Source organism: Pseudophaeobacter sp. (genome assembly GCF_048267565.1).
Taxonomy (GTDB): Bacteria; Pseudomonadota; Alphaproteobacteria; order Rhodobacterales; family Rhodobacteraceae; genus Pseudophaeobacter; species Pseudophaeobacter profundi.
Map to the genome: position 1 here is coordinate 1 of NZ_JBLWXG010000004.1, position 24,548 is coordinate 24,548.

Annotated in this window: 38 protein-coding genes; all 38 read left to right on the forward strand. The window is 57.6% G+C overall.

Going from position 1 to position 24,548, the window contains the following annotated elements; all coding sequences use genetic code 11:
* Positions 1-129 (forward strand): EF-Tu C-terminal domain-related protein (locus ACN0VH_RS10705; protein WP_490362986.1); only part of this gene is annotated, 129 nt, incomplete at its 5' end.
* A 431-nt stretch (positions 130-560) separates the two neighbouring features.
* Complete coding sequence (gene rpsJ, locus ACN0VH_RS10710; protein ID WP_232405462.1) at positions 561-875, forward strand: 30S ribosomal protein S10; 315 nt, start codon at positions 561-563, stop codon at positions 873-875.
* Between the two features lie 18 nt (positions 876-893).
* On the forward strand, positions 894-1,604 hold the full coding sequence (rplC, locus tag ACN0VH_RS10715; protein WP_278923540.1) for a 50S ribosomal protein L3: 711 nt from the start codon (positions 894-896) through the stop codon (positions 1,602-1,604).
* Positions 1,601-2,218: a 50S ribosomal protein L4 gene (gene rplD / locus ACN0VH_RS10720; RefSeq protein WP_232405464.1), complete on the forward strand. Its 618-nt coding sequence runs from the start codon at positions 1,601-1,603 to the stop codon at positions 2,216-2,218. The genes rplC and rplD overlap by 4 nt, the downstream gene beginning before the upstream one ends.
* The gene (locus ACN0VH_RS10725; RefSeq protein WP_232405465.1) at positions 2,215-2,511 is read left to right on the forward strand and encodes a 50S ribosomal protein L23; all 297 of its coding nucleotides are present in this window, start codon (positions 2,215-2,217) and stop codon (positions 2,509-2,511) included. The genes rplD and ACN0VH_RS10725 overlap by 4 nt, the downstream gene beginning before the upstream one ends.
* A 403-nt stretch (positions 2,512-2,914) precedes the next feature.
* The gene (locus ACN0VH_RS10730) at positions 2,915-3,721 is read left to right on the forward strand and encodes a hypothetical protein (protein WP_417700600.1); all 807 of its coding nucleotides are present in this window, start codon (positions 2,915-2,917) and stop codon (positions 3,719-3,721) included.
* 271 nt (positions 3,722-3,992) lie between these two features.
* The gene (rplB, locus tag ACN0VH_RS10735) at positions 3,993-4,835 is read left to right on the forward strand and encodes a 50S ribosomal protein L2 (RefSeq protein WP_232405467.1); all 843 of its coding nucleotides are present in this window, start codon (positions 3,993-3,995) and stop codon (positions 4,833-4,835) included.
* 3 nt (positions 4,836-4,838) lie between these two features.
* Positions 4,839-5,117, forward strand: coding sequence for a 30S ribosomal protein S19 (gene rpsS, locus ACN0VH_RS10740; protein WP_008207545.1), 279 nt, complete (start codon positions 4,839-4,841; stop codon positions 5,115-5,117).
* A 3-nt stretch (positions 5,118-5,120) separates the two neighbouring features.
* A complete protein-coding gene (gene rplV / locus ACN0VH_RS10745; protein ID WP_232405468.1) occupies positions 5,121-5,501 on the forward strand; it encodes a 50S ribosomal protein L22 in 381 nt (126 codons plus the stop codon).
* Positions 5,501-6,211, forward strand: coding sequence for a 30S ribosomal protein S3 (rpsC, locus tag ACN0VH_RS10750; protein ID WP_232405469.1), 711 nt, complete (start codon positions 5,501-5,503; stop codon positions 6,209-6,211). Before rplV ends, rpsC begins: the two co-directional genes overlap by 1 nt.
* A gap of 11 nt (positions 6,212-6,222) precedes the next feature.
* On the forward strand, positions 6,223-6,636 hold the full coding sequence (gene rplP, locus ACN0VH_RS10755; protein WP_278923538.1) for a 50S ribosomal protein L16: 414 nt from the start codon (positions 6,223-6,225) through the stop codon (positions 6,634-6,636).
* 150 nt (positions 6,637-6,786) lie between these two features.
* On the forward strand, positions 6,787-7,407 hold the full coding sequence (locus tag ACN0VH_RS10760; RefSeq protein ID WP_278923537.1) for a 2OG-Fe(II) oxygenase family protein: 621 nt from the start codon (positions 6,787-6,789) through the stop codon (positions 7,405-7,407).
* 307 nt (positions 7,408-7,714) lie between these two features.
* Positions 7,715-7,918, forward strand: a complete 204-nt coding sequence (gene rpmC, locus ACN0VH_RS10765) for a 50S ribosomal protein L29 (protein WP_009810825.1) — start codon at positions 7,715-7,717, stop codon at positions 7,916-7,918.
* A 12-nt stretch (positions 7,919-7,930) separates the two neighbouring features.
* Positions 7,931-8,161, forward strand: coding sequence for a 30S ribosomal protein S17 (rpsQ, locus tag ACN0VH_RS10770; RefSeq protein ID WP_009810826.1), 231 nt, complete (start codon positions 7,931-7,933; stop codon positions 8,159-8,161).
* A gap of 97 nt (positions 8,162-8,258) precedes the next feature.
* Entirely contained in the window at positions 8,259-8,627 is a 369-nt protein-coding gene (gene rplN / locus ACN0VH_RS10775; protein ID WP_009810828.1) for a 50S ribosomal protein L14, read from the forward strand.
* A 2-nt stretch (positions 8,628-8,629) separates the two neighbouring features.
* Positions 8,630-8,935: a 50S ribosomal protein L24 gene (gene rplX / locus ACN0VH_RS10780; protein ID WP_232405472.1), complete on the forward strand. Its 306-nt coding sequence runs from the start codon at positions 8,630-8,632 to the stop codon at positions 8,933-8,935.
* The gene (gene rplE, locus ACN0VH_RS10785; protein ID WP_232405473.1) at positions 8,935-9,498 is read left to right on the forward strand and encodes a 50S ribosomal protein L5; all 564 of its coding nucleotides are present in this window, start codon (positions 8,935-8,937) and stop codon (positions 9,496-9,498) included. Before rplX ends, rplE begins: the two co-directional genes overlap by 1 nt.
* A gap of 22 nt (positions 9,499-9,520) precedes the next feature.
* Complete coding sequence (gene rpsN, locus ACN0VH_RS10790; protein ID WP_278923536.1) at positions 9,521-9,826, forward strand: 30S ribosomal protein S14; 306 nt, start codon at positions 9,521-9,523, stop codon at positions 9,824-9,826.
* A gap of 13 nt (positions 9,827-9,839) precedes the next feature.
* On the forward strand, positions 9,840-10,232 hold the full coding sequence (gene rpsH / locus ACN0VH_RS10795) for a 30S ribosomal protein S8 (RefSeq protein WP_122071980.1): 393 nt from the start codon (positions 9,840-9,842) through the stop codon (positions 10,230-10,232).
* A gap of 13 nt (positions 10,233-10,245) precedes the next feature.
* Positions 10,246-10,779 carry a 50S ribosomal protein L6 gene (rplF, locus tag ACN0VH_RS10800; RefSeq protein WP_278923535.1) on the forward strand — a complete coding sequence of 178 codons (534 nt, stop codon included), beginning with the start codon at positions 10,246-10,248 and terminating at the stop codon, positions 10,777-10,779.
* 11 nt (positions 10,780-10,790) lie between these two features.
* Complete coding sequence (gene rplR, locus ACN0VH_RS10805) at positions 10,791-11,150, forward strand: 50S ribosomal protein L18 (protein ID WP_058335703.1); 360 nt, start codon at positions 10,791-10,793, stop codon at positions 11,148-11,150.
* A 113-nt stretch (positions 11,151-11,263) separates the two neighbouring features.
* Positions 11,264-11,833 (forward strand): 30S ribosomal protein S5, encoded by a 570-nt coding sequence (rpsE, locus tag ACN0VH_RS10810; RefSeq protein WP_027241741.1) that lies wholly within the window; start codon positions 11,264-11,266, stop codon positions 11,831-11,833.
* A gap of 12 nt (positions 11,834-11,845) precedes the next feature.
* Complete coding sequence (rpmD, locus tag ACN0VH_RS10815; RefSeq protein WP_009810836.1) at positions 11,846-12,034, forward strand: 50S ribosomal protein L30; 189 nt, start codon at positions 11,846-11,848, stop codon at positions 12,032-12,034.
* A 243-nt stretch (positions 12,035-12,277) separates the two neighbouring features.
* Positions 12,278-12,493, forward strand: a complete 216-nt coding sequence (locus tag ACN0VH_RS10820) for a DUF1127 domain-containing protein (RefSeq protein WP_278923534.1) — start codon at positions 12,278-12,280, stop codon at positions 12,491-12,493.
* 298 nt (positions 12,494-12,791) lie between these two features.
* Entirely contained in the window at positions 12,792-13,262 is a 471-nt protein-coding gene (gene rplO / locus ACN0VH_RS10825) for a 50S ribosomal protein L15 (protein WP_417700601.1), read from the forward strand.
* Between the two features lie 110 nt (positions 13,263-13,372).
* On the forward strand, positions 13,373-14,737 hold the full coding sequence (secY, locus tag ACN0VH_RS10830; protein WP_278923532.1) for a preprotein translocase subunit SecY: 1,365 nt from the start codon (positions 13,373-13,375) through the stop codon (positions 14,735-14,737).
* Positions 14,734-15,381: an adenylate kinase gene (locus ACN0VH_RS10835; protein WP_278923531.1), complete on the forward strand. Its 648-nt coding sequence runs from the start codon at positions 14,734-14,736 to the stop codon at positions 15,379-15,381. The genes secY and ACN0VH_RS10835 overlap by 4 nt, the downstream gene beginning before the upstream one ends.
* A gap of 189 nt (positions 15,382-15,570) precedes the next feature.
* Positions 15,571-15,951, forward strand: coding sequence for a hypothetical protein (locus tag ACN0VH_RS10840; RefSeq protein ID WP_417700602.1), 381 nt, complete (start codon positions 15,571-15,573; stop codon positions 15,949-15,951).
* A gap of 242 nt (positions 15,952-16,193) precedes the next feature.
* Positions 16,194-16,562 carry a 30S ribosomal protein S13 gene (gene rpsM, locus ACN0VH_RS10845; RefSeq protein WP_232405482.1) on the forward strand — a complete coding sequence of 123 codons (369 nt, stop codon included), beginning with the start codon at positions 16,194-16,196 and terminating at the stop codon, positions 16,560-16,562.
* Positions 16,563-16,578: 16 nt separating this feature from the next.
* On the forward strand, positions 16,579-16,968 hold the full coding sequence (rpsK, locus tag ACN0VH_RS10850; protein ID WP_232405483.1) for a 30S ribosomal protein S11: 390 nt from the start codon (positions 16,579-16,581) through the stop codon (positions 16,966-16,968).
* A gap of 112 nt (positions 16,969-17,080) precedes the next feature.
* Positions 17,081-18,097: a DNA-directed RNA polymerase subunit alpha gene (locus ACN0VH_RS10855; protein WP_009810844.1), complete on the forward strand. Its 1,017-nt coding sequence runs from the start codon at positions 17,081-17,083 to the stop codon at positions 18,095-18,097.
* Between the two features lie 153 nt (positions 18,098-18,250).
* Complete coding sequence (gene rplQ / locus ACN0VH_RS10860; RefSeq protein WP_278923529.1) at positions 18,251-18,676, forward strand: 50S ribosomal protein L17; 426 nt, start codon at positions 18,251-18,253, stop codon at positions 18,674-18,676.
* A gap of 172 nt (positions 18,677-18,848) precedes the next feature.
* Positions 18,849-20,267, forward strand: a complete 1,419-nt coding sequence (locus ACN0VH_RS10865; RefSeq protein ID WP_278923528.1) for a trypsin-like peptidase domain-containing protein — start codon at positions 18,849-18,851, stop codon at positions 20,265-20,267.
* A 3-nt stretch (positions 20,268-20,270) separates the two neighbouring features.
* Complete coding sequence (locus tag ACN0VH_RS10870; RefSeq protein WP_278923527.1) at positions 20,271-21,590, forward strand: replication-associated recombination protein A; 1,320 nt, start codon at positions 20,271-20,273, stop codon at positions 21,588-21,590.
* Positions 21,591-21,711: 121 nt separating this feature from the next.
* Complete coding sequence (crcB, locus tag ACN0VH_RS10875) at positions 21,712-22,092, forward strand: fluoride efflux transporter CrcB (protein ID WP_278923526.1); 381 nt, start codon at positions 21,712-21,714, stop codon at positions 22,090-22,092.
* Positions 22,089-23,135 (forward strand): RluA family pseudouridine synthase, encoded by a 1,047-nt coding sequence (locus tag ACN0VH_RS10880; RefSeq protein WP_278923525.1) that lies wholly within the window; start codon positions 22,089-22,091, stop codon positions 23,133-23,135. Before crcB ends, ACN0VH_RS10880 begins: the two co-directional genes overlap by 4 nt.
* Positions 23,132-23,800, forward strand: a complete 669-nt coding sequence (locus ACN0VH_RS10885) for an HAD-IA family hydrolase (protein ID WP_278923524.1) — start codon at positions 23,132-23,134, stop codon at positions 23,798-23,800. The genes ACN0VH_RS10880 and ACN0VH_RS10885 overlap by 4 nt, the downstream gene beginning before the upstream one ends.
* A 3-nt stretch (positions 23,801-23,803) precedes the next feature.
* Positions 23,804-24,508: an ATP12 family chaperone protein gene (locus tag ACN0VH_RS10890; RefSeq protein WP_278923523.1), complete on the forward strand. Its 705-nt coding sequence runs from the start codon at positions 23,804-23,806 to the stop codon at positions 24,506-24,508.
* Positions 24,509-24,548: the final 40 nt, after the last annotated feature.

The window sequence follows — 24,548 nt, forward strand, 5'->3', positions numbered from 1 at the left end:
CCTGGCGACAACCTGAAGTTCGACGTTGAACTGATTGCGCCTATCGCGATGGAAAACGGCCTGCGTTTCGCCATCCGTGAAGGCGGCCGCACCGTCGGCGCCGGCGTTGTGTCCAAAATCACCGAGTGATTTTGAAACAGTGGTGACAGGGTATTCGCGCCTCGGCGCTAATGTCCCAAGACCCACACTGGCGAAAAGATAAAGAGGGCGCCCTTCGGGGCGCTCTTTTCTGTTGCTGTAACGTCTGAACAGGGCAGGGCTTGGCCGGTGGCGCTCTTGAAAAAAGCTCCAGTGGTGTTCTTCAGGAAGCGGGATGGATAGGCCATGGGTGAAGGAACGGTGCCTTCACATTTCCAAACCTCCTCCAGACCCGCCGAACGCCCGATCCGCAACTGTTTCGCGCGCGAAACCTCTTGCTCCATGCGCCGTTCGGGCGTATAGGGCGCTAGTTCCCTGGTGGAACTGTAAGGCGGGGTGATTCCCGCCTTTTGGGTTCGATGAGGGTAAGCGGTGGTCGCTGCCCCTCCTCTCAACCTCAACGCCTAGATAAAGGCTGACTAATGCAAAGCCAAAATATCCGTATTCGGCTGAAGGCATTTGACTATCGTGTACTGGATTCCAGCACACAAGAGATCGTCAACACTGCCAAGCGGACCGGCGCGACTGTTCGCGGCCCGATCCCACTGCCAAACAAGATCGAGAAATTCACTGTTCTGCGTGGCCCCCACGTTGACAAGAAATCTCGTGACCAGTTCGAGATCCGTACGCACAAGCGTATGCTCGACATCGTTGATCCGACCCCCCAGACCGTGGACGCGCTGATGAAGCTCGACCTGGCCGCTGGTGTGGACGTCGAGATCAAGCTGCAATCTTAAGAACGGAGGGTATAAATAATGCGCTCTGGTATTATTGCAAAAAAAGTTGGCATGACTCGCCTGTTCTTGGAAGATGGTCAGCAGATCCCTGTGACCGTTCTTCACCTGGACGGCCTGCAGGTTGTGTCTCAGCGTACCGATGACAAGGACGGCTACACAGCTGTTCAGCTTGGTGCGGGTTCCGCAAAGGTTAAGCGCGTCTCCAAGGCGATGCGTGGTCACTTCGCGGCCTCCAAGGTAGAGCCCAAGCGTAAGCTCGTGGAATTCCGCGTGCCTGCCGATGCTCTCATCGAAGTTGGCGCCGAAATCTCGGCCGAGCACTTCCTGGAAGGTCAAAAAGTCGACGTGACCGGCACATCGATCGGTAAAGGTTTTGCCGGTGCGATGAAGCGCTGGAACTTTGGTGGTCTGCGCGCGTCGCACGGTGTTTCGATCTCGCACCGTTCGCACGGTTCGACAGGTCAGTGTCAGGATCCCGGCAAGGTTTTCAAAGGCAAGAAGATGGCTGGTCACATGGGTGCTGCCCGCGTTACCACACAGAACCTGGAAGTCGTCAAAACTGACGCTGACCGCGGTCTGGTCTTCATCAAAGGCGCCGTACCTGGTCCAAAGTCTGGCTGGGTCACCGTCAAGGATGCCGTGAAGAAGAAAGCTCCTGAAGGTCTTCCCTTCCCAGCCGGTATCAAAGCCGCTGCGAGCGAAGCCCCTGCGGAAGGTGGTGAAGCATGAAACTTGATGTGATGAATCTCGACGGCAGCAAAGCTGGCGACATCGAGCTGAACGCCGATCTCTTTGGTCTGGAGCCTCGTGCAGACATCCTGCACCGTGTGGTTCGCTGGCAGCGTAACAACGCACAGGCCGGTACCCACAAGGTAAAGACCCGTTCGGAAGTCAAATACTCGACCAAGAAGATCTATCGCCAAAAAGGCACCGGTGGCGCACGCCACGGCGCCCGCTCGGCACCGATCTTCCGCGGTGGTGGTATCTACAAAGGCCCCGTTGTGCGTTCGCACGGCCACGAGCTGACCAAAAAGTTCCGCAAGCTGGGTCTGCGTCACGCGCTGTCCGCCAAGGCAAAAGCCGGTGAACTGGTTGTGATCTCTGACGCTGCTGCCGAAGGCAAAACCGGTGCTCTGGCCAAACAGGTTGCAAACCTGGGCTGGAAACGCGCGCTGGTCATCGACGGGTCCGCAGTGAACGAAGGCTTCCTGAAAGCGTCGCGCAACATTGAAGGTCTGGATATCCTGCCGACAATGGGTGCGAACGTCTATGACATCCTGAAGCGGGACACCCTGGTTATCACCAAGGCCGGTCTCGAAGCACTGGAGGCTCGTTTGAAATGAACGCCAAGGCAGAACACTACGACGTGATCCGCAAGCCGATCATTACCGAGAAAACCACCATGGCATCCGAAAACGGTGCGGTTGTTTTTGAAGTTGCGATCGACAGCAACAAACCCCAGATCAAAGAAGCTGTTGAAAGCCTCTTTGGTGTGAAAGTGAAGGCGGTCAACACCTCCATCACCAAGGGTAAAGCCAAGCGGTTCCGCGGCCAGATCGGCCGTCGCAAAGACGTGAAAAAGGCCTATGTGACGCTCGAAGAGGGCAACACAATCGACGTGTCCACCGGACTCTGAGATCAGGTTCTTTTGAACTGACTAGAAAGGCCCTAGCTGTAAAGCGGGGGCCTTTTTTCGTTGGGGGCGTGCTATCGAGAGGGCGGCGCCTGACCCTAGTTGGGTGCGAAAACGCTCGCTCAGTTTTTTATGGAAACCTTTGGTTTGAGCGGGAGAGGCTGCAGGGAAGTGTCCTGCGCGGAATCAAGGCCGCAGGCCGCCGCGCCAGCGCCGTCCCGCCCCAATGGGGCGGCGCTTTGGCAGGTGCCGCCTATGTCGGTGAGGTCGTACGGACTTGGCTGGAATAAAGTGCCAAACGCGCTGTTAAGGGCGCCACCCCGCGGGACGGCGCTGGCGCCCTCTCGTCTTTTTCAGTGTTGCTCTGTAGTTGTGAGTATAACAGGGGCGAACGAAAGAGTTGCAATTGGATACGAATGGTTTTTTTGGCTGGGCTTCGAAGTTGAGCGGAGACGTTTCATTTTTTGTCGCCCCGATTGTGCAACCTCCATCGGGGACATTTCTTGGTAACCTTCTGTCGGATGCTGCTCCTTCGTTACTAGGTGCTGTTGTCGGGGGTGGGATCGCCTTTTGTGTGGCTCGCTGGTCGTTTAACAGGGCTGCCGATACAGATGCCATGCGTCGCAAAGATGATCGGCTAAGTGTTGGGGCTGAGTCTGCATATTCTGGATATGTGAAATTGTGGCACTGGGTGAACCTTCTTGCCAACCAAAAAGCATTGATCGACGGTGCCTACGAATATGCGGAGAAATCAGGTCATCCAGTGCAAGAACCGTGTGATGTGGTGCCCGCATTTGTTGGTCGTTCGATTGAGCCGGATTTTCTGAAGCCCTGTGAGTATTCTTTTCTGGTAAAAGGGGGCGAGACGGACCTTATCGCGGACCTTCATCTGCTGGAGCAACGCGCGGCAAATACCGCATCGCTTATGCTTCAGTATCGCCAGCTCGCGATTGAATTCGAGCGTTGGCGCGAGGGCGTCACCATGCAGCCGGCTATCTTCGAAAATCGTGTTGTAGATGCCATTCCGCCGAACTTGGAGGGGGTTGCGCAGGGTAAGCGTGCCAACATGAATGAGATCATGAGAGCCATTCGGAAGGACTTGAACGATGATCTTCTTCACGGTGACAAGGTTGTGCAAAAGTTCATAGATGCATCGCATCGCCACCACGGGGACCACTTTCCCCACATGAAATTTTGCGAATCAGAGGGGTGATCACGGCCTGCGGCTATTGACCATTGCCAGCCACCCCCAACCCTGCTACATCCGCCCAATCCTACTGGCCTCAGATTCGTTCTGGGGCCGTATTCTTTGTGGGATTATTTGAGCTGGGGACCTTAGGGGCCCTAAAGACTGGCCACCTTAGTAGTCATTGTTCCATAGGGGCAGGCGGACGGGGGGCTTACACATAGCGGATCCAAAGACAACAACCTAAGGATCTGCAACGGTGGGGCAACCCATCGTAGCTAAACGGAAGACAGAAAGCATGGCACTCAAGTCGTATAAGCCGACGACGCCGGGCCAGCGTGGGCTGGTTCTGATCGACCGTTCGGAGCTTTGGAAAGGGCGTCCGGTTAAATCTCTCACTGAGGGTTTGACCAAATCGGGCGGCCGGAACAACACCGGACGGATCACTTCACGCCGCCGCGGCGGTGGCGCAAAGCGTCTCTACCGGATCGTTGACTTCAAACGGAACAAATTTGATGTTGCGGCAACCGTTGAACGGATCGAATATGACCCGAACCGGACCGCATTCATCGCACTGATCAAATATGAAGACGGTGAGCAGGCCTATATCCTGGCGCCACAGCGTTTGGCGGTTGGTGACAAGGTTATTGCCTCGGCAAAAGCCGACATCAAACCCGGTAACGCAATGCCCTTCTCGGGTATGCCCATCGGTACCATCATCCACAACATCGAGATGAAGCCAGGCAAAGGCGGCCAGATCGCCCGTGCTGCCGGGACTTATGCTCAGTTCGTTGGTCGTGATGGTGGCTACGCTCAGATCCGCCTGTCCTCGGGTGAACTGCGCATGGTCCGTCAGGAATGCCTGGCAACCATTGGTGCCGTGTCGAACCCAGACAACTCGAACCAGAACTACGGTAAAGCTGGCCGTATGCGTCACAAGGGCAAGCGTCCTTCGGTTCGTGGTGTTGTTATGAACCCGATCGATCACCCACACGGTGGTGGTGAAGGTCGTACCTCTGGTGGTCGTCACCCGGTAACCCCATGGGGTAAGCCGACCAAAGGTAAGCGTACCCGCAACAAAAACAAAGCGTCGCAAAAGCTGATCATCCGCTCGCGTCACGCCAAGAAGAAGGGACGTTAATTTATGTCTCGCTCTGTATGGAAAGGTCCCTTTGTCGACAGCTACGTGCTTAAGAAAGCCGAAGCTGCGCGCGAGTCGGGCCGCAACGAAGTCATCAAGATTTGGTCTCGTCGTTCCACCATTCTGCCCCAGTTCGTGGGTCTGACATTTGGTGTGTACAACGGTCACAAACACATTCCTGTCAACGTCTCGGAAGACATGATCGGTCAGAAGTTCGGTGAGTATTCGCCAACTCGTACCTATTATGGTCACGCCGCAGACAAAAAAGCGAAGCGGAAGTAAGTCATGGGTAAGGTACAAAACCCCCGCCGCGTGGCAGACAACGAAGCAATGGCGAAAACGCGCATGCTCCGTACCAGCCCGCAAAAGCTGAACTTGGTTGCCCAGATGATCCGTGGCAAAAAGGTTGACAAGGCGCTGACCGATCTGACCTTCTCGAACAAGCGTATTGCGCAGGATGTGAAGAAATGCCTTCAGTCCGCCATCGCCAATGCCGAGAACAACCACAACCTGGACGTCGACGAGCTGATCGTTGCCGAGGCCTGGGTCGGTAAGAACATGACCCTGAAGCGTGGTCGTCCACGTGCCCGCGGTCGTTTCGGCAAGATCTTGAAACCGTTCGCTGAGATCACCATCAAGGTGCGTCAAGTTGAGGAGCAAGCCTAATGGGACATAAAGTCAATCCGGTTGGCATGCGCCTGCAAATCAACCGCACCTGGGACAGCCGCTGGTACGCCGACACCAAAGATTTTGGTGATCTGCTGCTGGAAGACATCAAGCTGCGCGATTTCATCAAGGAAGAGTGCAAGCAGGCTGGCATCGCCCGCGTGATCATTGAACGCCCTCACAAGAAATGCCGTGTGACAATCCACACAGCACGTCCTGGCGTGATCATCGGTAAAAAAGGCGCTGACATCGAAGTGCTTCGCAAGAAGCTGGCCTCGATGACTGCTTCGGAACTGCACCTCAACATCGTTGAAGTTCGCAAGCCCGAGCTGGACGCGCAGCTGGTTGGTGAGTCCATCGCTCAGCAGCTGGAACGTCGTGTATCTTTCCGTCGCGCGATGAAGCGTGCCGTACAGTCTGCCATGCGTATGGGCGCCCTGGGTATCCGGGTGAACGTTGCTGGCCGTCTGGGTGGTGCTGAAATCGCCCGTACCGAATGGTACCGCGAAGGTCGTGTGCCGCTGCACACTCTGCGCGCCGACATCGATTACGCTCACAACGAAGCCATGACACCTTACGGTATCATCGGGATCAAAACCTGGATCTTCAAAGGCGAGATCATGGAACACGATCCTCAGGCACGTGACCGTAAAGCACAGGAACTCCAGGACGGCCCTGCACCTCGTGGTGCTGGTGGCGGTCGTCGCTAAGGAGAGAATAGATGCTTCAACCAAAGCGTACAAAATTCCGTAAAATGCACAAAGGCCGGATCAAAGGCGACGCCAAAGGCGGCTCCGATCTGAACTTTGGCACCTACGGCCTCAAGGCAACCACACCTGAGCGCGTTACTGCGCGTCAGATTGAAGCTGCCCGTCGTGCCATGACCCGTCACATGAAACGTCAGGGTCGTGTCTGGATCCGTATCTTCCCAGATACTCCAGTGACCTCCAAGCCCGTCGAAGTTCGTATGGGTAAAGGTAAAGGTTCCGTGGATTATTGGGCATGCAAGGTCAAACCTGGCCGCGTGATGTTCGAAATCGACGGCGTCAATGACGACGTCGCGCGCGAGGCCCTGCGCCTGGCCGCGATGAAACTGTCGGTCAAGACACGCATCGTGGTTCGCGAAGACTGGTAAGCCCAGTCGCAAGCGTACAAAGATCAGGGGCGTACCTTCGGGTGCGCCCCTTTTTCGTGGTGGCACTTGGTGTTTTGCGCGCCCCGTCGCATTGCCGGGCCTTTGTGGATCGCCTATGGGAAGGGGGCAACCTGATTGTCGGAGACCGCCATGGCCCAGATAGAATCGCTTTTTGTGACCCGCCTTTACCGCGCTGCCCTGTCCGAGTTTGAACCCAGGATCGACGCGCAGGAAATGGAAACCTCCTGCATTGTCATCGCCGAAGATGACGAGGCCGGGCAGGACTGGTGCGAGGAGAACGGCTATCCCGGCTATACCTCCTATGCGTCTCTGACCGATCTGCCCTGGCGTTTCCCGATCTTTGCCGATCTGGTGAAAGCGCTGGATGCGCATGTGGCACATTTTGCCAAGGACCTGGAGTTTGATCTGGATGGCCGCAAGCTGGTGCTGGAGGATCTGTGGATCAACATCCTGCCCGAGGGCGGCATGCATGCGTCACACATCCACCCGCATTCGGTGATTTCCGGCACCACCTATGTGTCGATGCCAGAAGGCACCAGCGCCCTGAAGCTGGAAGATCCGCGTTCTGCGATGATGATGGCCGCCCCAGTCCGGGTGAAAGAGGCGCGGCGCGAGCTAAAGCCTTTTATCTACATGAAGCCCGAGGTGGGCGATGTGCTGCTCTGGGAAAGCTGGCTGCGCCATGAGGTGCCAATGAACATGGCGGAAGATGAACGTATCTCTGTTAGCTTTAATTATCGCTGGGAGTGAGCGCCGAACCACATAGTGGCAATCGTTCCGGGGGAACGATTGCGGGGCGAACGGGCGGAGCCCAAGGCAAGGTGTGCATCGTAGGGGCCGCGCCTCCCGCGGGGAGGGACGGGCGCGGCCCAACCTTTCCCTTGCCCCCACCCCCTATCTCCCCTATAGGGGCACATCGCTTGGGCTAAATTCGTCTTGGATTTGGCCCCGGTGATTCTTTCCTGCACCCTTGAGGGGGCGGGGTTTTACATAACCCACCAGATAACAAGGTGACCCTCTCGGGGCCTTCTGGTGCTTTGGACAAGGAACAAAGGCGATGAACGCCAATGATCTGCGTGACAAGACCGTGGATGAACTCCGCGATGTGCTTGCCAACATGAAAAAAGAGAGCTTCAATCTCCGTTTTCAACAAGCTACCGGTCAGCTGGAAAACACTGCAGGCATCAAAGCGGCACGCCGCAACGCTGCCCGCGTGAAAACCATCCTGAACGAAAAAGCTGCAGCCGCAGCTGCAGAATAAGGAGCCTGACAGATGCCCAAACGTATTCTCACAGGCACCGTGACCAGCGACGCCAACGCCCAGACCGTAACAGTTTCGGTTGAACGCCGCTTCACGCACCCTGTTCTGAAAAAGACCATTCGTAAGTCCAAGAAGTATCGGGCGCACGATGAGCAGAACGCTTTCAAGGTCGGCGATCAAGTTCGCATCATCGAATGCGCGCCGAAATCGAAAACGAAACGCTGGGAAGTTCTGACCGCTTAAGAGACCGTAAGGTCCCATAAGCGGCAAGCTGACCAGTTTGTCGAAACCCTGGGGGATACCAGCACGCATCGCTGCCCCATAGGTCGGGAGAAACCACATGATCCAGATGCAAACAAACCTGGATGTTGCTGACAACTCCGGCGCTCGCCGAGTTCAGTGCATCAAGGTTCTGGGTGGTTCCAAGCGTAAATACGCATCCGTAGGCGACATCATTGTTGTCTCGGTTAAGGAAGCCATCCCCCGCGGTCGCGTTAAGAAAGGTGATGTCCGTAAGGCCGTCGTCGTTCGCACCGCTAAAGAAGTCCGTCGTGCCGATGGTACTGCGATCCGTTTTGATCGCAATGCTGCCGTCATCCTGAACACCAACAACGAGCCCGTAGGTACACGTATCTTTGGCCCAGTTGTTCGTGAGCTGCGCGCCAAGAACTTCATGAAAATCATCTCGCTTGCTCCGGAGGTGCTGTAACAATGGCTGCTAAACTCCGTAAAGGTGACAAGGTTGTCATGCTGTCCGGCAAGGATAAGGGCAAAGAAGGCGTTATCGCCTCTGTTGACCCCCAGGCTGGCAAAGCTGTTGTTGATGGGCTGAACATGGCGATCCGCCACACCCGTCAGTCGCAAAACGAACAGGGCGGCCGTCTGCCCAAAGCACTGCCAGTCGATCTGTCGAACCTGGCTCTGCTGGACTCCAATGGTAAAGCAACTCGCGTTGGCTTCCGCATGGAAGACGACAAGAAAGTGCGCTTCGCCAAAACGACTGGGGAGACTGTCTGATGCTTGATAACGCAACCTACACTCCGCGTCTGAAAACTCTCTACAAGGACACCATCTGCGGTGCCCTGAAAGAAGAGTTTGGCTACAAGAACGACATGCAGCTGCCAAAGCTGGAAAAAATCGTTCTGAACATTGGCTGTGGTCGTGCTGCTGTCCGTGACAGCAAAAAGGCCAAATCGGCTCAGGCTGATCTCTCTACCATCGCTGGCCAGAAAGCTCTGACCACCGTGGCAAAGAACTCCATCGCTGGCTTCCGCGTTCGCGAAGGCATGCCGATGGGCGCAAAGGTAACTCTGCGCGGCGACCGGATGTTCGAATTCCTCGACCGTCTGATCACCATCGCGATGCCCCGTATCCGTGACTTCCGCGGCGTATCGGGTACCTCCTTTGACGGCCGTGGCAACTACGCCATGGGTCTGAAAGAGCATCTCGTGTTCCCAGAAATCGATTTTGATAAAATCGACGAAAACTGGGGCATGGATATCGTGATTGCCACCACCGCGAAAACCGACGCGGAAGCAAAGGCGCTGTTGAAAGCTTTCAACATGCCCTTCAATAGCTGAGCGCGGGAAGGATAGTAGAGACATGGCTAAGAAAAGCATGATCGAACGCGAGAAAAAGCGCGAGCGTCTGGTGGCAAAATATGCCGCTAAACGCGCCGAGCTGAAAGAAATCGCGAATGACGAATCCAAGTCGATGGAAGAGCGTTTCAAAGCGCGTCTGACACTGGCTAAACTGCCGCGGAATTCTTCGGCAACTCGTCTTCACAACCGTTGCCAGCTGACTGGTCGTCCTCACGCTTACTACCGTAAGTTGAAGGTCAGCCGGATCGCGCTGCGGGACCTGGGCTCGAACGGCCAGATCCCCGGTATGGTGAAATCGAGCTGGTAAGGGAGAGACAGATATGAACGATCCTATCGGCGATATGCTCACCCGTATTCGTAACTCGCAAATGCGTGGCAAATCCACCGTAAGCTCCCCAGCGTCAAAGCTGCGGGCTTGGGTTCTGGATGTGCTGGCAGACGAGGGTTATATCCGCGGCTACGAGAAATCCACTGACGAACGCGGCCATCCGGCGCTGGAAATCAGTCTCAAGTACTACGACGGCGATCCTGTCATTCGTGAAGTGAAGCGGGTTTCCAAACCTGGCCGTCGCGTTTACATGGGCGTCAATGACATCCCGTCGGTCCGTCAGGGCCTGGGCGTGTCGATTGTCTCCACCCCCAAGGGTGTGATGTCGGACGCAAACGCACGCGCAGCCAACGTTGGCGGCGAAGTGCTCTGCACCGTCTTCTAAGGAGGCCAAATCGATGTCCCGTATTGGTAAGAAATCGGTCGAACTGCCCAGCGGTGTTACCGCGAGCGTTTCCGGCCAAAGCGTTGAAGTCAAAGGCCCCAAAGGGACCCGCAGCTTCACCGCCACCGACGATGTCACAATCACTGTTGAAGAAAACGCAGTCTCGGTCACGCCTCGCGGCATGTCCAAGCGCGCGCGTCAGCAGTGGGGCATGTCCCGCACCATGGTTGCCAATCTGGTAACCGGCGTGACCACCGGCTTTAAGAAAGAGCTGGAGATCCAGGGTGTGGGTTACCGGGCTCAGATGCAGGGGAACACCCTGAAGCTGAACCTGGGCTACAGCCACGACGTCGAATTTGTTGCTCCGGAAGGTGTTACCATCACCGCGCCGAAGCAGACTGAAATCGTTGTGGAAGGTAACGACCAGCAGCAGGTGGGCGAAGTAGCGGCGAAAATCCGCGACTGGCGCCGTCCCGAGCCCTATAAGGGCAAAGGCATCCGCTACAAGGGCGAATTTATCTTCCGCAAGGAAGGCAAGAAGAAGTAAGGACCAGCAAAATGGCAAACAGCAAACGTACCCTGTTTCTGAAGCGTCGCCTGCGCGTCCGGAACAAACTTCGCAAGGTCAACGCTGGCCGTCTGCGTCTTTCCGTCCACCGTTCGAACAAGAACCTCTCGGTTCAGCTGATCGACGATCTGGCAGGCAAGACACTGGCGTCCGCATCGACCCTGGAAAAAGATCTTGGCTTTGTAGGCAAGAACAACATCGAAGCAGCAACCAAAGTGGGTTCGGTTATCGCCGAGCGTGCCAAGGCGGCTGGCGTCTCTGAGGCGTATTTCGATCGTGGTGGCTTCCTGTTCCACGGCAAGGTGAAGGCTCTGGCCGACGCTGCGCGTGAAGGCGGCCTCAAGATCTAAGGACTTGCGGGTGGCGATATCGCCGCCCCGATGATCCGGGGGGCGCGTCTTCGGGCGCGCCTCACCAGGATTGGAACAATTGGCGCCAGTCGCCACACACAAAGGAATGCTTTATGGCAGAACGTGATAACCGCCGTGGCAATCGTCGCGACCGTGATGAGACACCTGAATTTGCGGATCGTTTGGTTGCGATCAACCGTGTATCCAAAACTGTAAAAGGCGGTAAGCGCTTTGGTTTTGCAGCACTGGTTGTTGTTGGTGACCAAAAGGGCCGTGTTGGCTTTGGCAAAGGTAAAGCCAAAGAAGTACCTGAAGCCATCCGTAAGGCCACTGAACAGGCCAAGCGTCAGATGGTTCGTGTACCTCTGAAAGAGGGTCGTACCCTGCACCACGACATCGCAGGCCGCCACGGCGCCGGCAAAGTTGTAATGCGGACCGCCCCTGAAGGTACCGGTATTATTGCTGGTGGTCCAATGCGTGCAGTTTTCGAAATGCTCGGCGTCAAAGACGTTGTGTCCAAATCGATCGGCTCGCAGAACCCCTACAACATGATCCGTGCAACCATCAACGGCCTGACCAAAGAGCAGAGCCCTCGTTCGGTTGCTCAGCGTCGTGGTAAAAAGGTCGCCGACATCCTGCCCAAGCGGGACGAAGCACCTGTTGCTGAAGCAGCAGAAGCGTAAGGAGACGGACAGATGGCTAAAACAATCGTTGTTAAGCAGATCGGTTCCCCGATCCGCCGCCCCGCCGACCAGCGCGCAACGCTGATCGGTCTGGGTCTGAACAAGATGCACAAGACACGTGAACTTGAAGATACCCCTTCGGTTCGCGGCATGGTTCGCAAGGTCTCTCACATGGTTGAGATCATCGAAGAGCGCGACTAAGCCGCTCTTTGATTGACCAAATGAAAGGCGCTTGGGGGAAACCCTGGGCGCCTTTTTCCGTTTCGCGATTTTTCCGTGCCGCTGACTGCGGCGAACAGCGCGCGAGCCTATGCGCTGGACGCATGGCGGGTCGACCAAGCGGGGCGTTGTTTTTCCTGAAATCAATCCTTTATTGCAAACTCACCTAACAAGGTTTGAACAAAGATCGGGAAATGGGTTCCGGTCGCTACAAGGAAAAATACCATGGCACATGTCTATAACACAGCCTCCAATCAGATTACTCTCTTTGCCCGCCTGCGTGGGCTGCTGCGCGATATTGGCGCCCGCTGGGCCCTGGCCCGTGACTACAAGCGCACCTTTTCCCAGCTTGACCGGCTGACCAACCGCGAGCTTGCCGATATTGGCGTGCGCCGTTGCGACATCGCCGATATTGCCCGGCGCCACGTCTACGAGCTCTAACTCAAACATCTGTGGCCTGATGCGTCCTCCAACTGGGGACATTGCAATCGCCTCTGCACAGCGCAGGGGCGTTTTGCATTTTGCCTTGCCATGGCCATCGCGCTAAGATGACTGGGTGAGACCCGCAGCCTGTCCTCTGGTGCATTGGCGCATTGGCACGCTTGGGGCTTGATCCGGTGGGGCAGGGCAGCTATACGCCTGCGGTGGCCTCTCGAGGTCATGGAATCACATTTTTAACATGCCGTGGTTGTCCCTGTTTTCCGCTTCTGGGGGCACATCCGGCGATAGGAGAAGCGAAATGAAACTTCACGAACTCAGCGACAACCCAGGTGCCGCCAAGAAACGCATGCGTGTTGCCCGTGGCCCCGGCTCTGGCAAGGGTAAAATGGGTGGCCGTGGTATCAAGGGTCAGAAATCCCGTTCGGGTGTGTCGATCAACGGCTATGAAGGCGGTCAGATGCCTTTGTACCAACGTCTGCCTAAGCGTGGCTTTACCAAGCCAAACCGCAAGGCCTTTGCCGTGGTGAACCTGGGCCTGATCCAGAAATTCATCGACCTGGGCAAATTGGACGCTGCGTCGATCACCGAAGACAGCCTGGTTGCTTCGGGTCTGCTGCGCCGCAAAAAAGACGGTGTTCGGGTTCTGGCCAAGGGTGAATTCACCGCAAAAGCGACCATCTCCGTGACAGGCGCATCCGCCGCTGCTGTTGACGCAGTTGCAAAGGCCGGTGGCGCATTGACCGTGGCAGAAGCAGCCGCAGCTGAGTAACGGCTTGTGAGCGGCGATAATGCCGCTTACACATGTCATCAGTTTTCCAGTACGCCGTCCGAGCCGGAAAAAGGTTCCGGGCGGCGTTTTCGCAAAAAGAGACCCATTTCATGGTATCAGCAGCAGAACAAATGGCAGCGAACACCAGCTGGTCCGCACTTGGCAAAGCCACGGATCTGCGCAATCGCATCTTGTTTACGCTTGGCCTTCTGATCGTTTATCGCCTTGGCACCTTTATTCCGGTTCCAGGCATCGATTCAGGCGCATTGCGTGACTTTATGGAAGCGGCGGGGCAGGGCATTGGCGGCATGGTGTCGATGTTCACCGGTGGCGCCCTTGGCCGTATGGGCATCTTTGCCCTGGGCATTATGCCCTATATTTCGGCCTCGATCATTGTCCAGTTGCTGACCTCGATGGTTCCGGCGCTTGAGCAGCTCAAAAAAGAGGGTGCCCAGGGCCAGAAGAAAATCAGCCAATACACTCGTTACGGCACCGTACTTCTGGCTACGGCCCAGTCCTATGGGCTGGCGGTCTCGCTGGAAGCGGGGGATCTGGCGACCGATCCGGGGATGTATTTCCGGCTGGCCTGCATGATCACTCTGGTCGGCGGCACCATGTTCCTGATGTGGCTGGGCGAGCAGATCACCCAGCGCGGGTTGGGGAATGGTATTTCGCTGATCATCTTTGTCGGCATCATCGCCGAGGTTCCGGCCTCTATCGCGCAGTTCTTTGCCTCTGGCCGTTCCGGTGCGATCAGCCCAGCCGTGATTATCGGTGTGATCCTGATGGTGATCGCGGTGATCATGTTTGTGGTGTTCATGGAACGCGCCCTGCGCAAGATCCACATTCAGTACCCCCGCCGCCAGGTTGGCATGAAGGTCTATGATGGCGGGTCTTCGCATCTGCCGGTCAAGGTGAACCCAGCAGGCGTGATCCCGGCGATTTTTGCCAGTTCGCTGCTGCTGCTGCCAACCACGATTTCTGCCTTTTCGTCCGGCGCGACCAATGGGCCGGTGATGTCCTGGATGCTGGCCAACTTTGGCCCCGGTCAGCCGCTGTACCTGCTGTTCTTTGTCTCGATGATCGTGTTCTTTGCCTATTTTTATACCTTCAACGTGGCCTTCAAGCCCGAAGATGTGGCGAATAACCTGAAGAACCAGAACGGCTTTGTGCCTGGCATTCGCCCCGGCAAAAAGACCGCTGAATATATCGAATATGTTGTGAACCGTGTCCTGGTTCTTGGCTCGATGTATCTGGCGCTGGTCTGCCTGCTGCCCGAGGTGCTGCGCGGCCAGTTTGCCTTCCCGGTCTATTTTGGCGGGACATCGGTGCTGATTGTTGTCTCTGTGACCATGGATACCATCCAGCAGGCGCAAAGCCATCTTCTGGCGCACCAGTATGAAGGCCTGATCGAGAAGAGCCAGCTGCGTGGGCGCAACAAGAAGCGTGCAAAACGGGGGCCATCTCGTCGATGACCAATATTATTCTGTTGGGGCCACCCGGCGCTGGTAAGGGGACGCAGGCGCGTCAGCTTGTCGAAAGCCGGGGCATGGTTCAGCTCTCGACCGGGGATATGCTGCGCGAAGCGCAGGCCGCCGGGTCCGAGATGGGCAAGAAAGTCGCAGAGGTCATCGCCCGCGGTGAGCTGGTGACAGACGATATCGTCATTGGCCTGATCCGCGAGAAGATTGCCGAAGGCGCGGAGGGGGGCTTTATCTTTGACGGCTTCCCGCGCACCCTGGGCCAGGCCGATGCACTGGGCGAGTTGCTGGCAGAAATGGGTCTGACCCTGGATGCCGTGATCGAGATGGCGGTGGATGACGGCGCCCTGGTGGCGCGCATTACCGGGCGCTCTACCTGCGGTGGCTGCGGAGAGGTCTACCACGATCAGACCAAGCCCTGGCCCGCCGATGGCAAGTGCGGCAACTGCGGTAGTTCGGATGTAAAACGCCGTGCGGACGACAATGAGGAGAGCCTCAAGACACGTCTGATGGAGTATTACAAAAAGACTTCGCCCTTGCTGGGCTACTACTATGCCAAGGGCGATCTGCGCTCTGTTGATGGGTTGCAGGCCATGGAGGCTGTCGCTGCGGATATCGCAGCGGTGCTGGAGGCCTGAGGTCGCACCGCGACCATCTTGACGAACGTGATTGAGGAGCCTGCGGGCTCCTTTGTCTTTTGCGAAGACGCATTCCCCCCCCCCCAGCCGCTGGCAAGATCGCCTGCGGTTGGGGGAAGCGCTTTACAGTAAGGGGGCGAAAAGGGTTATATCCGTGTTCACCCATCCATTTCCAAAAAGGTTTCTGCCGTGAAGCTCATCTGTTCGATACTCTGCTTTACCACCCTTGCGGTTTCTGCCCAGGCGCAGGATCTTTATGTCGATAGCCCCGAGGGCTGCGATATTGTCATGTCCAACCCTGACGGGGTGCTGGACTATGCGGGCGAAGGTGGAATGATCCTTGAAGAGACGGGCTATAGCTCGTTGGAGTATTTCTGCAGCTTCACCCCCAAAGCGCTGTACCAGTGGCAGGTCTATGATGTGACGACGCATGTGGGGCACTGTGAAATGCCGGGGCCGCAATATGTGCCGCAGTTGTTCACCATCGTGCGCAACCCGGATGAGCCGGGCGTCATCTCCATTTACACAGGAGACCCAGAGCCGATCCGCTTCTACGGCTGCTCATCCTGAGGCCAATTTGCTGAAAAGCCCGCATTTTGAGGAAAAGAAGCCCGATGCCCCCTTGACGGGTTGACGCTCTGTCTGATTCCTCATACGCAAGCCCATCCCTTTGCGGGATGATTCCATGTGGGCGGATTCTTTGCCTGCATGACCACCTCAAAATGCTGGACTGCGCGGCCCCGTCGCCCTGGTCAAGCGTTGTGAAAAAAGGTTCTGGGACTACGGAACCGCAACGAAAAGGAAAGTGACACGTGGCACGTATTGCCGGCGTAAACATTCCCGCTGCTAAGCGGGTACCTATCGCCCTCACATATATCACCGGAATCGGAAACACCTCGGCCGCGACCATCTGCGAAGCCGTTGGCATTGACACGGCCCGCCGTGTGAATGAACTGTCCGACTCTGAAGTTCTGTCCATCCGTGAATATATCGATGCAAACTTCACCGTTGAAGGTGACCTGCGTCGTGAAGTTCAGATGAACGTCAAGCGTTTGATGGACCTGGGTTGCTACCGCGGCCTGCGTCATCGTCGTAACCTGCCCGTTCGCGGCCAGCGTACCCACACCAACGCTCGTACTCGCAAAGGTCCTGCAAAGGCCATTGCTGGTAAGAAGAAGTAAAGGGAGGGTTTGATCAATGGCACGCGATAAGACTCGTACTAAGAAAAAAGAGCGCAAGAACATCGCCACAGGCGTTGCTCACGTGAACTCTTCGTTCAACAACACCAAAATCCTGATCTCTGATGTTCAGGGTAATGCGATTGCATGGTCCTCTGCTGGTTCCATGGGCTTCAAAGGGTCGCGTAAATCGACACCCTATGCTGCTCAGATGGCTGCAGAAGATGCAGGTAAGAAAGCGCAGGATCACGGTGTGAAGACCCTCGAAGTCGAAGTTCAGGGCCCCGGTGGCGGTCGTGAATCGGCGCTGCGCGCTCTGGCCGCAGTTGGGTTCAACATCACCTCGATCCGCGACGTTACACCTATGGCGCACAACGGCTGCCGTCCGCCAAAGCGCCGTCGCGTTTAATTTCGAGCATTACGCTGGGGCTCTGCTTGTTTGCTGAGCCCCAGTCCGTCATTTTAAACCTCGGGCGTCTGCACCTTCGGACATGAGGTACAGACAGGAATGGAGGGACTGCATGATCCATAAAAATTGGGCAGAGCTGATCAAGCCTACGCAGCTTGAAGCTAAGCCGGGCAACGATCCCGCACGTCAGGCAACAATTATTGCCGAACCACTGGAGCGCGGTTTTGGCCTGACGCTTGGCAACGCACTGCGTCGTGTTCTGATGAGCTCGCTGCAGGGGGCTGCAATTACATCCGTACAGATCGACAATGTTCTGCACGAATTCTCCAGCGTTGCAGGCGTACGTGAAGACGTCACCGATATCATCCTCAACCTGAAGGGTGTTTCGCTGCGCATGGAAGTCGAAGGCCCCAAGCGCCTGTCGATCAACGCCAAAGGCCCAGCTGTTGTTACCGCCGGTGACATCTCTGAGTCCGCAGGCATCGAGGTTCTGAACCGCGAGCATGTTATCTGCCACCTTGATGATGGCGCCGACCTGTTCATGGAACTGACCGTGAATACCGGCAAGGGCTATGTCTCTGCCGACAAGAACAAGCCAGAAGATGCACCCATTGGTCTGATCCCAATCGATGCGATCTATTCGCCGGTGAAAAAGGTGTCTTATGACGTTCAGCCCACCCGTGAGGGCCAGGTGCTGGATTATGACAAGCTGACCCTGAAAATCGAAACAGACGGTTCCGTTACGCCTGATGATGCGCTGGCCTATGCTGCGCGGATCCTGCAGGATCAGCTGTCGATCTTCGTCAACTTCGAAGAACCCGAATCGGCGAACCGTCAGGACGAAGACGACGGTCTTGAGTTCAACCCGCTTCTGCTGAAGAAAGTGGACGAGCTGGAACTGTCTGTCCGGTCGGCAAACTGCCTCAAGAACGACAACATTGTCTACATCGGCGATCTTATCCAGAAGACCGAAGCAGAAATGCTGCGCACGCCAAACTTTGGCCGCAAGTCGCTGAACGAGATCAAGGAAGTGCTGTCCGGCATGGGTCTGCACCTCGGCATGGACGTCGAGGACTGGCCACCAGACAACATCGAAGATCTGGCTAAGAAATTCGAAGACACGTTCTAAGAATTTCCCGGCGCTACGAATTTAAGGGCAGGCTCTGGTCTGCCCTTAACCAATGCCCGCACTGGCGGGGAAAGATGGGCAGACGCCCCAAGGAGAGCAGCTGACACGCATCGGCTGACAGACAAAGCAAAACGCGAAAGAAGGAATTAGACAATGCGTCACGCACGTGGTTACCGCCGCCTCAACCGTACTCATGAGCACCGTAAGGCCCTGTTTGCAAACATGGCTGGCTCGCTGATCGAGCACGAGCAGATCAAAACGACTCTGCCAAAGGCAAAAGAATTGCGCCCCATCATCGAAAAGATGATCACCCTGGCAAAACGTGGCGATCTGCACGCCCGTCGTCAGGCCAATGCGCGCCTGAAAGAAGACCAGTATGTCGCCAAACTGTTTGACGTGCTTGGCCCCCGCTACAAAGACCGTCAGGGCGGCTACGTTCGCATTCTGAAAGCGGGCTTCCGCTACGGTGACATGGCGCCTATGGCGATCATCGAATTTGTCGACCGTGACGTTGCTGCCAAAGGCGCCGCCGACAAGGCCCGCCTCGCTGCAGAAATCGAAGCTGCCGACGCAGAATAAGATTTCCTACCCCAACTGTGGGTTTGAAATTGGCCCCCGTCTGGTTTCAGGCGGGGGTTTTTCGTTGTCCGGCGTTTCTGCCGATGATGTGCCGGCGTCGGCATTGTCTCAGTGCTTGCAATCCGGGGTGCGGCTCCGCATATCCTGAGGGATCACAATTCTCGGAGGTCCCATGGTCCGCGCAGTCCTTTCGTTTCCCAAGGTTCTGACCCTTGCGTTCATAGCCGCTGTGGTGCTGTTGCCTTTGGCTTCGGTCAGTGCGCAAACGCGCGTGCCGCAATCCCAGGCGGAAATTTCGCTGGGCTTTGCGCCCTTGGTGAAACAGGCGGCCCCGGCTGTGGTGAATATCTATGCAAAGGTGGTGCGCCAGACCCAACAGCGTTCGCCTTTCATGAATGATCCGTTTTTCGACGACTTCTTTCGTGGTTTCACCAGCCCGCGACCCCGCGTCGAAAGCTCGCTTGGCTCTGGCGTCATCCTGTCGGCGGATGGCATCGTGGTGTCGAACTATCATGTGGTGGGCATGGCCACCGAAATTCGCGTCGTGACCACGGATAAACGCGAATATGATGCGCAGGTGGTTCTTGCAGATCAGGCCAGCGATCTGGCGATCTTGCAACTGGATGGCGCTGCGGATCTGCCGTTCCTGGCGCTGCGCGATAGTGACAAGGTTGAGGTCGGCGAACTGGCTCTGGCGATCGGCAATCCCTTTGGGGTGGGCCAGACCGTCAGCAGCGGTATTGTCTCGGGCCTGGCGCGCAGTGGCACCGCCTCTGGCGAAGGTTTTGGCTATTACATTCAGACCGATGCGCCGATCAATCCGGGCAATTCGGGCGGGGCGCTGATTGACGTGAACGGCGATCTCATTGGCATCAACACGCGTATTCTCAGCCGTTCTGGCGGGTCCAACGGTATTGGCTTTGCCATTCCGGCCAATCTGGTGCGCGAATTTGTCAAACAGGCGCATGATGGCGCCGAGGCCTTTCAGCGGCCCTGGGCCGGGATGACGGGCCAGCCGGTGGATGCGGATCTGGCAGGATCGCTGGGGATGAACTTGCCAGAAGGTATGGTGATTTCCGAACTCCACCCCAAGAGCCCCTTTGCCAAGGCCGGGTTCGAGGTTGGCGATGTGATCACCGAAGTGGATGGCGAGGTGGTGAATTCCCCCTCTGAGATGGTGTTTCGCATGTCTGTGGCCGGGTTGAACGGTATTTCCGAAGTCACCCGGCTGCGCGGTGACCAGCGTGAGACGCTCATGGTTGAAATGTATGCCGCCCCGAATGATCCGCCAGGTGAATCGCTGGTGATGACTGAAGACAGCGCCCTTCCGGGTTTTACCGTCGGGTTGATCAATCCGGTCGCCATCGTGCGGCTGCAACTGCCGCTCTCGGCCAGCGGCGTTGTGGTGCTGGATCCTGGCCCCTTTGCCGGGCGCGCCGGGGTCAGGGCGGGCGATATTCTGATGGAGATCAATGGCGCTTTGGTTGCGGCGCCGACGGATGTGCCGCGCCTGCTGGAAGAGGCCGGACGCCGGGTTCGATTTGATTTGAACAGGCGGGGCCAGCGGGTCAGCCTGCATATGCGGCGCTGATCCATGGCTGATCTGTTTGGCAGCGCACCCGACACTGGGACAGATCCCGCAGGGGATGTGAACCGGCCCCTGGCCGACCGGCTGCGCCCGCAGAGCCTAGGAGAGGTGATCGGTCAGGCACAGATTCTGGGGGAGGAGGGGCCTCTGGGGGTGATGCTGTCGTCCGGGTCGCTCTCCTCGTTGGTGTTCTGGGGGCCACCTGGGGTGGGCAAAACCACCATTGCCCGGCTGTTGGCCCGTGAAACGGATCTGCACTTTGTTCAGATTTCGGCGATTTTCACTGGGGTGCCAGAACTGCGCAAGGTGTTCGAGGCGGCCAAGATCCGCCGCCAGAATGGCCAGGGCACCCTATTGTTCGTTGATGAAATCCATCGCTTCAACAAGGCGCAGCAGGATGGTTTTCTGCCCTATATGGAGGATGGCACCATCCTTCTGGTTGGGGCCACCACCGAAAACCCCTCGTTTGAGCTGAACGCGGCGGTGCTGTCGCGGGCGCAGGTGCTGGTGCTGGAACGTCTGTCGCTGGCCGATCTCGAACGGCTGACCCAGCGCGCCGAACAGGACCTGGGCCGCGCCCTGCCGCTGAGCGGTGAGGCGCGCGACGCCCTGCAAGAGATGGCAGATGGTGATGGGCGGGCCTTGTTGAACCTGATTGAACAGGTCGCGGCCTGGCAGGTGAAGGCTCCTTTGGGACGCGAGGCCCTGGCGACCCGGCTGATGCGGCGCGCCACCAAATACGATAAATCCGGTGATGAGCACTACAATCTGATCTCGGCCCTGCACAAATCCATTCGCGGATCGGACCCGGACGCCGCCCTGTACTGGCTGGCGCGGATGCTTGAGGGCGGGGAAGACCCTCGGTTTCTGGCCCGCCGCCTGACCATGATGTCGACCGAGGACATTGGCCTGGCGGATCCGCAGGCCAATACGGTGTGTCTGAACGCCTGGAATACCTATGAACGGCTTGGCAGCCCCGAGGGCGAACTGGCGCTGGCAAATGCCGCAGTCTATCTGGCGCTCGCACCCAAATCCAATGCGGTCTATGTGGGCATCAAGGCGGCCCGCCGCCTGGCCAAGGATACCGGCAGCACCCCACCACCCAAGCATATCATGAATGCGCCAACCAAGCTGATGGCCGAACAGGGTTATGGCGATGGCTATGCCTATGACCACGACGCCGAGGATGGGTTTTCGGGGCAGAACTACTTTCCCGATGGGGTCAAGCGACCGGTGCTGTATCGACCGGTCGAACGCGGGTTTGAACGGGAATTGAAACGGCGCAGTGCCTATTTTGCCAAACTGCGTCAGCAGCGAAACTCCTAGGGCCAGGACCCATCAACCCTGCGCTACCGATTTGACGGATAGGCGTGCAAAACTTACGGCGATCAAGCCTGCATAGCGGCTAAAACTTGACATCCACCCGCGTGCGCGCCACAGACCCTTGATGATTTCAACTCTCTCTCTGGTCGCTCTGGGCGGCGCTACTGGTGCGGTGCTCCGCTATCTGACAGGTCTGGGCGTTACACGCTTGATTGGCCATCAGGAGTTTCCGCTGGCGATCATCACTGTGAATGTGATCGGTTCTTGTCTGATGGGGGGCTTTGTGGTGCTGGCGGCGCATAGGGGGCTGACCCACCTGAGCCCGCTGGTGATGACCGGGTTTCTGGGCGGGTTCACCACGTTTTCGGCCTTCTCTTTGGAGAGTGCCAATATGATTGAGCGCGGTGCCTTTGGGCAGGCTGCGGTCTATGTTTTGCTTTCGGTGGGCCTGTCGGTCGGCGGATTGTTTTTGGGCCTATGGCTCGCAAGAGGAGTGTTCGCATGAGCGGCGTACAGATGATCACGGTGACCGAAGAGGATGACGACCAGCGGATTGACCGCTGGCTGCGGCGTCTGTTCCCGCATGTGAACCAGGGCCGCATTGAGAAGATGTGCCGCAAGGGGGAGCTGCGTCTGGACGGCGGTCGGGTCAAGGCCAACACGCGGGTGACTGCCGGCCAGGTGGTGCGGGTGCCGCCGCTGGCGGCCTCGGATTTGAAACCTGCAGAGCCGCGCGTGGCCCGGGTTTCCGAAGCGGACGCCAAGATGATCCGCGACTGCGTGATTTACAAGGATGACGATGTCATCGTTCTGAACAAGCCGGCTGGGCTGGCGGTGCAGGGCGGTAGCGGCACCACGAAACATGTGGATGGGCTGTCAGAGGCGCTGCGCTTTGACGCGGAAGAAAAACCGCGCCTGGTGCATCGTCTGGACAAGGATACCTCGGGCGTTCTGGTACTGGCCCGGACCCGACTGGCGGCCAAGGCGCTGACTGCTGCATTCCGCCATCGCAACACGCGCAAGATTTACTGGGCGCTGGTGGCTGGTGTGCCGACCCCCTATCTGGGGGAAATCAAGGCGGGCCTGGTCAAGGCTGCGGGCCATGGCCGCAGCGGTGAAGGCGAAAAGATGATCGCCGTGCATCCGTCCGAGATTGATCGCACCCCCGGCGCTAAACGGGCGCATACCTTTTACGCGACACTCTATCGGGTGGCTGGTCGGGCTGCTTGGGTGGCGATGGAACCGGTGACCGGGCGCACCCACCAGCTGCGGGTGCATATGGCGGAAATTGGTCATCCCATCATCGGCGACGGCAAATACGGTGGTTCGGGCCAGGAAAACCTTGGCGATGGCTGGGGCGCACAGCTGGGCGGTGACATCAGCAAGAAGCTGCACCTGCACGCGCGGCGCATGGTGTTTGAACATCCGACCACCCGCAAGGACATCGTTGTCACTGCGGATCTGCCGGATCACATGAAAGACAGCTGGAATACTTTCGGCTGGAGCGAAGATCTGGCGGCAGATGATCCCTTTGAGGCGCTGCTGTGAGCGCAGATCTGCGATTGATCCTGTTTGATGTGGACGGCACCCTGGCAGATAGCCAGAGTGCCATTGCCGCCGCGATGCGGCTGGCCTTTGACGGGGCCGGACTGACACCGCCCGACCACGGCGATATCCTGTCGATTGTGGGCCTGTCGCTGCCGCTGGCCATGGCCCAACTCGCACCGCAGGCCTCGGCGGATCAGCAGGCACAGTTGGTTGCGGGCTATAAATCCGCTTATATGACCCAGCGCCTGGCGCAGGGGGCGGGCCATTCGCCACTGTTTCCCGGTGCGGCCGAAACCCTGGCGGCGTTGCATGCAGTCCCTGAGTATTTGCTTGGGGTGGCAACTGGCAAATCGCAACGCGGCCTGGATGCGCTGATAGAGGCGCATGGGCTGACCTGTTTTGTCACCCGGCAGGTGGCGGATCATCACCCCTCTAAACCGCATCCGTCGATGGTGCTGACGGCGCTGGCGGAAACCGGGCTCGCGCCAGAGCAGGCGGTGATGATTGGGGATACAAGTTTTGACATCGACATGGGCCGCGCGGCTGGCGTTTGCACGATTGCCGTGGACTGGGGCTATCACCCGGCGGCCGGGCTGGGTGCGGATCATGTCATCAGCAGCTTTGCGCAATTGGCACCGCTGCTGCAACAGATTTGGAAGGCATAAGGCATGAGCAACTGGGCGCAGAAACGGTTCTGGAAACAGGCAGACGTGACCGAGGCGGAAGATGGGTTTGGCGTGGCGCTGGATGGCCGCATGGTCAAGACCCCGGCGAAGGCCGCACTGATGGTGCCCAGCCGTGCCATGGCCGAGGCTATCGCCACTGAATGGGATGCCCAGTCCGAGGTGATCAATCCAGAGACCATGCCTTTTACCCGATCTGCCAATGCTGCGATCGACAAGGTTGCGAATCAACACGGTGAAGTCGCGGATATGCTGGCGGAATACGGCGATTCGGATCTGCTGTGCTATCGCGCCGATTCGCCACAGGAACTGGTGCAGCGTCAGGCGGCAGAATGGGATCCGGCGCTGGACTGGGCCGAACAGGCCCTTGGTGTCCGACTGGAGCCGCGCACCGGATTGCTGCATCGGCCCCAGGATGCGGCGGCGCTGCGCAGCCTGCGTCATGCTGTACATGGGCTGAGCCCCTTTCAGCTGGCAGCATTTCACGACCTTGTGTCGATGTCCGGTTCCCTGGTGCTGGGATTTGCTGCGGCGCAAGATTGGCGCACGGCGGATGATATTTGGCGGATCTCGCGTTTGGATGAAGCCTGGCAGGCAGAGCAGTGGGGCAGCGATGAAGAGGCCGAAACAACTGCTGAATTGAAACGCACCGCCTTTATACACGCTAAAGCATTTTACGACTTTAGCTGAAAAGACAGCAAGTTGCGGCAGGAGTCGTGATCGTGAAATT